Annotated in this window: 5 protein-coding genes; 4 read left to right on the forward strand and 1 reads right to left on the reverse strand. The window is 37.5% G+C overall.

The genetic code is table 11. From position 1 onward, the window contains the following. On the reverse strand, positions 1–417 hold a 417-nt coding region (locus AC6F75_RS09145), incomplete at its 3' end, for an AAA family ATPase (RefSeq protein WP_500714701.1). A 300-nt stretch (positions 418–717) separates the two neighbouring features. On the opposite strand from AC6F75_RS09145, the gene kdsB reads away from it, so the two are divergent. The 4 genes from kdsB to AC6F75_RS09165 all read left to right on the forward strand — a co-directional run. Continuing rightward, complete coding sequence (gene kdsB / locus AC6F75_RS09150) at positions 718–2,529, forward strand: 3-deoxy-manno-octulosonate cytidylyltransferase (protein WP_500714705.1); 1,812 nt, start codon at positions 718–720, stop codon at positions 2,527–2,529. Between the two features lie 2 nt (positions 2,530–2,531). Beyond that, positions 2,532–3,071 carry a 1-acyl-sn-glycerol-3-phosphate acyltransferase gene (locus tag AC6F75_RS09155; RefSeq protein ID WP_500714702.1) on the forward strand — a complete coding sequence of 180 codons (540 nt, stop codon included), beginning with the start codon at positions 2,532–2,534 and terminating at the stop codon, positions 3,069–3,071. A gap of 127 nt (positions 3,072–3,198) precedes the next feature. Beyond that, positions 3,199–4,347: an aminotransferase class I/II-fold pyridoxal phosphate-dependent enzyme gene (locus AC6F75_RS09160; RefSeq protein ID WP_500714703.1), complete on the forward strand. Its 1,149-nt coding sequence runs from the start codon at positions 3,199–3,201 to the stop codon at positions 4,345–4,347. A gap of 57 nt (positions 4,348–4,404) precedes the next feature. Continuing rightward, positions 4,405–5,438 (forward strand): polysaccharide biosynthesis protein (locus AC6F75_RS09165; protein ID WP_500714704.1); only part of this gene is annotated, 1,034 nt, incomplete at its 3' end.

Here is a 5,438-nt window from a genome sequence, read left to right on the forward strand (position 1 = left end):
CGTGAGTGCATTGAGCGTTAAAAGCCCAAGTGAAGGGGCACAGTCTATAATGATGAAATCGTAATCGTCTTTAATGTCCAGCACGGCTTTTTTCAGCATATACTCGCGTTCTTCCACATCAACCAGTTCAATTTCTATGGCTACCAGGTCGATATGTGAGGGAATGATGTCCAGGTTTGGTGAATGAGTTTTCATGATGGCCTCTTTGGCACTCGCACTGTGCTCCAGCAATTGGTAGGTGCCCACTTCAACGCTCTCTACATCGATACCTAAACCTGAGGTAGCATTGGCCTGTGGGTCAGCATCGATTAACAGCACTTTTTTCTCAAGAACACCAAGCGAAGCAGCGAGATTGACTGATGTGGTTGTTTTACCAACGCCACCTTTTTGGTTTGCAATAGCAATGATTTTTCCCATGGATAGTTTAAAAAATTCAGGGTAAAAATACAATTATTTATATCGATATAAAACGAAATTTGTTAACAACTGGTGGGGTTCTATTGTTTATAGTTTATGGTTATAAAGTTTAGGGTTAAAATTGATAGTTCAAAAGTTTCTATGTGATTAAATTCACTGAACTATTTTTTTAAAATCAAGTTTAAATGATGAGTTCTATTTTTTTTCTTTTCGTAGGAAATACACAATATTATCTTATTTTTGAGTTTCTTTAAATAAAACCAGTTTCTTTTGAAAAATCAGTCTTTAAAAGTGATAGCGATGATACCTGCGCGCTATGCTGCTTCCCGTTTTCCCGGAAAATTGATGCAGGATTTAGGCGGTAAAAGTGTTATTTTAACTACCTATGAGGCCACTGTCAACACAGGTTTGTTTGATGAGGTGTATGTGGTCACAGACAGTGAAATCATATTTGACGAAATAAAGTCAAATGGCGGCAAAGTCATCAGAAGTGTCAAAGAGCACGATTGCGGCACCGATCGCATTGCTGAAGCCGTTGAAAGTCTCGATATAGATATAGTAGTAAATGTGCAGGGTGATGAACCCTTTACCAACCGTGAAGGGTTGGAAAAAGTACTTAAGGTTTTTGAAGGAGAGGATACTGAAAAAATTGACCTGGCTTCGCTAATGAGCGAAATATCAGACTGGAAAGAAATCAGTGACCCCAACACGGTCAAAGTTGTGGTGGATAAAAACAATTTTGCACTTTATTTTTCCCGTTCGCCCATTCCTTATCCACGTGATAAAAACATCAGGGTGAAATACTACAAGCACAAAGGCATTTATGCTTTCAGAAAACAAGCTATCCTTGATTTTTACCGACTTCCAATGGGTGAACTGGAAGCCACTGAAAAGGTAGAGTGCATTCGTTTTCTTGAATACGGCAAAAACATAAAAATGGCGGTATCCAATTTGCGTAGTGTTGAAATTGATACTCCCGAAGATTTAAAACGTGCCAATTTAATGATGCAGAAGTCAAAACAAGGCATCAATAACACCTATCGCAATTTCCCTATGGTTCCAAAAGTGATTTTTGGAAACGGAAGTTTTGACCAACTGGCAGTCATACTTGAGCCACAGCGAAAAGAAAATTCGCCAATGATTTATTTGGTGGACGATGTTTTTAAAGGCAATATGGCACTTTTAGACCGCATTCCGGTTAAGAACATTGACAGAATTCAATTTGTTTCAACTGCGGAAGAACCTAAAACTTCTCAGGTTGATGAAATTGTAGGTGATTTAAAAAAAGATTTTAATGATTTGCCTTCCGGCATCATCGGAATAGGTGGGGGAAGTATGCTTGACCTCGCTAAAGCGGTATCTATAATGTTGACAAACCCGGGCAGTGCAGCCGATTATCAAGGTTGGGATTTAGTTGAAAACAAGGCGGTATATCACGTGGGAATCCCCACCATTTCCGGAACAGGAGCAGAGGTGTCACGCACCTGTGTATTGAGTGGTCCGGAGCGAAAACTGGGCATTAACAGTGATTTTACACCCTTTGATCAAGTAGTGTTAGACCCTGAACTGACAGTGGGTGTGCCCAAAAACCAATGGTTTTATACCGGGATGGATTGTTATATTCATTGTGTGGAATCGTTGTCGGGAACTTTTTTGAATGCGTTTAGCCAAAGCTATGGTGAAAAAGCACTTGATTTGTGTAAGCAAATATTTTTAGGCGAAAATTTGAGTGATGAAGAATCCCGCGCCAAACTAATGATGGCTTCCTGGCATGGCGGTATGAGCATTGCCTATTCACAGGTGGGTGTGGCTCACGCACTTAGTTATGGCTTGTCATTTGTATTGGGAACCAAACACGGTATTGGCAATTGCATCGTGTTTGGCCATCTTGATGAGTTTTATCCTGAAGGTGTCGCCATGTTTAGGGAAATGGTCAAAAAACACGATATCTTTCTTCCAAATGGAATTTGTAAAAACCTTACTGATGATCAAATGGATACCATGGTCAGGGTAGCACTAAGCCTGGTTCCTTTATGGGAAAATGCGCTGGGACCCAACTGGCAGGAAAATATTACCCCGGAAAAGCTAAAATCCATTTATCGAAAACTTTAAAAATGAGGTGGCTGGCGTCTTTTATTTATTACAAACTTCTGGGCTGGAAGATTGAAGGAACATTGCCACCCGAAATTAAAAAATGTGTAATTATCGTGGTGCCCCACACAAGCTGGCACGATTTCTACATTGGCGCTCTGGTCAGAAAAATCATTAACATCAACATCAACTTTATAGCAAAGAGAGAGCTGTTCAGGCTTCCGTTTGGCTGGTATTTCAGATGGATGGGAGGAGCTCCTGTTGACCGGAAATCAAACAAAAATACTGTTCAACAAGTAACGGAGATGTTCAACAACCGCGATGAATTTCGATTGGCTTTAGCTCCTGAAGGAACCAGAAAGAAGGTAGAACATTGGCGATCGGGGTTTTACCATATGGCTCACAATGCCGGTGTGCCCATTGTATGTATGGCATTTGATTACAATAAAAAAACAGTAAGTATTGGATTACCTTTCACAACCACAGGAAGTTATGAAATGGATTACCCTCTTTTAAAGTCTTTTTATAGAAATGTTGTCGGGAAAGTTCCTGAGTATACTTGAAAAAGCAATAACCACCATTCTATATTTAATCAGAATGCATTTTTTCTGTCAATCAATATTTCAAATCTGGTTATATCCAGATTTAGTTTTGTAATTTTACAGACGAGCTTTATCACTTTGAATTTTAATGGAAAAGAAAAAAATCTATTTGTCCTCACCGCATATGGGCGGAAACGAGATTACTTTTGTTCATGAAGCATTTGAAACTAACTGGATAGCTCCTTTGGGCCCAAATGTGAATGGTTTTGAAAATGATTTGTCTGACTACCTTTCCACAAAAAATCAACGTTTTGAAGTTGCAGCACTTAGTTCAGGAACAGCAGCCTTGCATCTTGCATTAATTTTATTGGGTGTCAAAACAGGTGATGAGGTTATCTGCCAAAGTATGACTTTTTCGGCAACGGCAAACCCTATAGTATATCAAGGGGCAACACCTGTGTTTGTTGACAGTGAAGTTCAAACCTGGAATATATGTCCCCACTTTCTTGAAGAAGCCATTAAAGACCGAATCAAAAAAGGAAAAAAACCCAAAGCCATAATTGCAGTACACCTCTATGGAATGCCTTATCAGGTTGATAAAGTGAGAGAGGTTGCAAATATGTATGAAATTCCCATAATTGAAGACAGTGCCGAAGCATTGGGAAGTAGTTTTGCTGGCAAAAAATGTGGGACTTTTGGAGACATTTCCATATTGTCATTTAATGGAAATAAAATCATCACCACATCAGGGGGAGGAGCATTGGTGACTAAATCCAGGGCCGTCAAAGAAAAAGCCATCTTTTTGTCCACCCAGGCGAGGGACAATGCACCCCATTACCAGCACAGCGAAATTGGCTACAATTACCGAATGAGTAATGTTTGCGCAGGTATAGGAAGAGGACAAATGCAAGTACTTGATAACCATGTGGAAAAGCGGAGAAAAATAAATAAGTTTTATAATAAAATTTTTGAAAAAACGAATGGTGTAACTATTTTTGGAGAGCCAAATGATCGCTATTTTTCAAACCATTGGTTGAGTTGTATCACAATTGATAAAACTGAATCCAAAGGTTTATCCCCTGAAAAACTTCGTATTTCTTTTGAAAAGGAGAATATTGAATCAAGACCTCTATGGAAGCCAATGCATATGCAGCCAGTTTTTAAAGATGCGCCATTCTATGGCGGGAAAGTTTCTAAAGAGTTGTTTGAAAATGGTTTGTGTTTGCCTTCAGCATCAAACATCGACAATCAAGATTTAAAAAGAATTCGGGAAGTTTTAAACAGTTTTTTTGTTTAAATTTTTGAATTCTCAGCTTTTTAATGGGTTTATAGGTTTAAATATTTAATTTAGTTTATGTTTCAGGGATTAAAGAACAAATTATTACTGCTAATTTATAAAGGGGATAATCAGATAGGTATTACAAATATCAGGTATCTGCCACGGTGGATTGTAATTATGATAGATTCGTTGATATTGGTTTTCTCCATGTTGCTCACTTATTTTATTTTACAGAATTTAAATATCCCTCTTTATACAAGGCTTTCGATAATTCAACAAACAGGTCTTTTGTTTGTAATCAATTTCTCCTTCTTTTTTATTTTTAGAACCTATTCGGGTTTAATCAGGCATTCGACTTTTACAGATATAGCCAAACTTGTTTTAGCTGCATCAAGTACCTTACTACTTTCTTTGCTCATCAATTACTCTGTATTTTTTATTACAGGGCATAAAATTTACTTAATGCCCGGTTTAATTTTTTATGCTTTTTTTTCCTTTTCGCTGCTGCTGTTTTTCAGATTACTTGTAAAACAACTTTATCGATTACTCAAGGTCAAAAAGCATCGTGGAAGTTTTAAAAAAAGAGTCGTTATTTACGGAACTGACGATCAGGCCATTTCAATTGCAGAAGCTTTACAAACAGAATCTGTACAACCCTTTGAACTGGTAGGCTTTATATCACAAAAGAAGGCTTATAAAAATTTAAGGATACTCGACAAGCCTGTTATAACTACCAATTCTTCACTATGCAGTCAACTTAAAAACTATAATATTAACGGATTGTTAATCATTGAAGACTCACTTTCGATAAAAGAAAAAAATAAAATTGTTGATGAGTGCCTTCAAGATGGTATTCAAATCTATAATGTGCCAAGAGTTGAAAAATTACATCAAAAAAAAGATATCAACTCTCAAATACGAACAATTGAAATAGAAGATCTTTTAAACAGGGAAGAAATTGTAATTGACTACGAAAATATAAGTGAAACTGTAGCAGGTAAAACGATACTTGTAACCGGAGGTGCCGGTTCAATTGGGAGTGAAATTGTAAGACAGGTATTGAGTTTTAATCCAAAACTTGTTGTTGTTTTAGATCAGGCTGAAACACC

It is taken from the genome of Planktosalinus sp., from assembly GCF_059864935.1.

Excerpts from the sequence above, each read along its gene's own strand:
- kdsB (WP_500714705.1), top strand. The coding sequence starts at position 718 with ATGATACCTGCGCGCTATGCTGCTTCCCGTTTTCCCGGAAAATTGATG.
- AC6F75_RS09155 (WP_500714702.1), top strand. The coding sequence starts at position 2,532 with ATGAGGTGGCTGGCGTCTTTTATTTATTACAAACTTCTGGGCTGGAAG.
- AC6F75_RS09160 (WP_500714703.1), top strand. The coding sequence starts at position 3,199 with ATGGAAAAGAAAAAAATCTATTTGTCCTCACCGCATATGGGCGGAAAC.